At 58.8% G+C, this 2,081-nt stretch carries 1 protein-coding gene; it reads right to left on the bottom strand.

Annotated elements, in window-relative coordinates; all coding sequences use genetic code 11:
• Positions 1-2,081 (bottom strand): immunoglobulin-like domain-containing protein (locus QME24_RS24635; RefSeq protein ID WP_348650971.1); only part of this gene is annotated, 2,081 nt, incomplete at both ends.

Below are 2,081 nucleotides of genomic sequence, written 5' to 3'. Positions count from 1 at the left end.
GTGATCTTGCCACCTTCGGCCACAGTGGTGTTATCCACAGTGAGCTGAGCAGTAACCGGGCTCTGCGTATCGGTCACAGCTACGGACGCAGGCTGGCCGATCTGCAGGTTTTCCAGCTGCTCACCGACCACTTCGGCCTTGGTGATGCTGACAGTGATCTTACCTTCGTCCTTGAACACGTCATCGCCCTGCGCCGGTGCGGCATAGGACTTGGTGGTTTCACCTGCCGCGAAGGTCAGGGTGGCACCAGTGCTCAGGGTCACGGTGAACGGCTTGTCCAAAGCCTTATTCAGGGTGACGGTGAAGGTTGGCTCAGTGGCTTCGTTGACCGAGACTTGATCGGCCACGATGCTGACTTTGACCAAGTCACCTTCGTTGTTGCCGCCTGGGTTACCAGGGGTGCCTGGCTCATCGGTGACTACTGTGCTGACGGTATCTTTGCCCAGGTTCAGTTGTTCGAACTGATCGGCGCCAGCGCCTTCGACCTTGGTCAGGCCTTGGGTGATGGTGACTGGATCATTGACGTAGACGTTGTCTGGTGCAGTAACGGTAACCGAACCGGTGGCCTCACCTGCTTTAACGGTCACAGTGGTGCCGTCTGTCAGCGTGAAGGTCAGACCCTTGTGGTTGGTTACTGGCAGGCTCGGATCAGCGCTGACCAGAGTCACGGTGTAGGTAATCTTGCCGCCTTCAGCGACGGTAGTGTTATCCACAGTGAGCTGGGCAGTAACCGGGCTCTGCGTATCGGTGACCGCAACGGTAGCAGGCTGGCCGATCTGCAGATTTTCCAGCTGCTCGCCGACCACTTCCGCCTTGGTGATGCTGACGGTGATTTTGCCTTCGTCCTTGAACACGTCATCGCCCTGCGCCGGAGCGGCATAGGACTTGGTGGTCTCGCCTGCTGCGAAGGTCAGGGTCGCACCCGTGCTCAAGGTCACGGTGAACGGCTTGTCGAGCGCCTTGTTCAGGGTAACGGTGAAGGTCGGCGCAGTAGCCTCATTCACAGACAGCTGATCGGCAGCGATGCTGACCTTGACCAAGTCGCCTTGGCCAGACGGCTCGTCAGTAACCTGAGTTTGTACCTCGGTCTTGTCCAGAGTCAGTTGCTCGAACTTCCACGCATCCTGGCCGCTGACCGAATCAATGGCGTTGACTACTGGTGCGTTGGTGCCGACGTAGACGTTGTCCGGTGCGATAACAGTGGCCGAACCGGTGGTGCTGTTGGCCGCCACGACAATGTTGGTGCCGTCGGTCAGCTTGAAGAACAGCTCCGCGTGGTTGTTGATCGGCAGACCATCTTTGTTGGTCAGCGTGATGGTGTAGGTAATCTCGCCGCCTTCGGTCACCGATGGGGTAGCGGTCAGTTTGGCGACCACTTCATCGATGGTGTCGGTGACTTTTACCGAAGCGTCGCCGCCCAGTTGCAGGTTCTCGAACGCTGCACCGGTAGCGTCGGCTGCCGACTTGATGCCCAAGGTGATTTCGCCGGCGTCTTGGTAGACGTCATCGCCCTGTGCGTCGTGAGTGTACGGCTCGCTCGAAGTTTGACCGGCCTTGATTGTCACGACTGCGTTATTGCTCAGGGTCACAGTCAGGTCATGCGCCAGCACCGTGTTTATGTGCACGGTAAAGGTCGGTTTGACGTTCTCGGCGACCGAAACCTGGTCAGCTGTGATGGTGACCTTGACGATGTCGCCTTCGTTGCCCGGGGTGCCAGGCTCGTCGGTGACTTGGGTGCTGACCTCAGCCTTGTCCAGGGTCAGCTGCTCGAACTTCCACGCGTCTTGGCCGCTGACCGAGTCAATGGCGTTGACCACTGGCGCATTGGTGCCGACGTAGACGTTGTCCGGCGCGATAACCGTGGCCGAACCGGTGGTGCTGTTGGCCGCCACAACGATATTGGTACCGTCGCTCAGCTTGAAGTACAGCTCCGCGTGGTTGTTGATCGGCAGGCCATCTTTGTTGGTAAGCGTGATGGTGTAGGTAATCTCGCCGCCTTCGGTTACCGATGGGGTAGCGGTCAGTTTGGCGACCACTTCATCGATGGTGTCGGTGACTTTTACCGAGGCGTCGCCGCCCAG

It is taken from the genome of Pseudomonas sp. PARCl1, assembly GCF_947311875.1.
GTDB classification, from domain to species: Bacteria; Pseudomonadota; Gammaproteobacteria; order Pseudomonadales; family Pseudomonadaceae; genus Aquipseudomonas; species Aquipseudomonas juntendi.
Note: the sequence above shows the minus strand (reverse complement) of the source record. Positions and strands in the feature narration are given on the sequence as shown.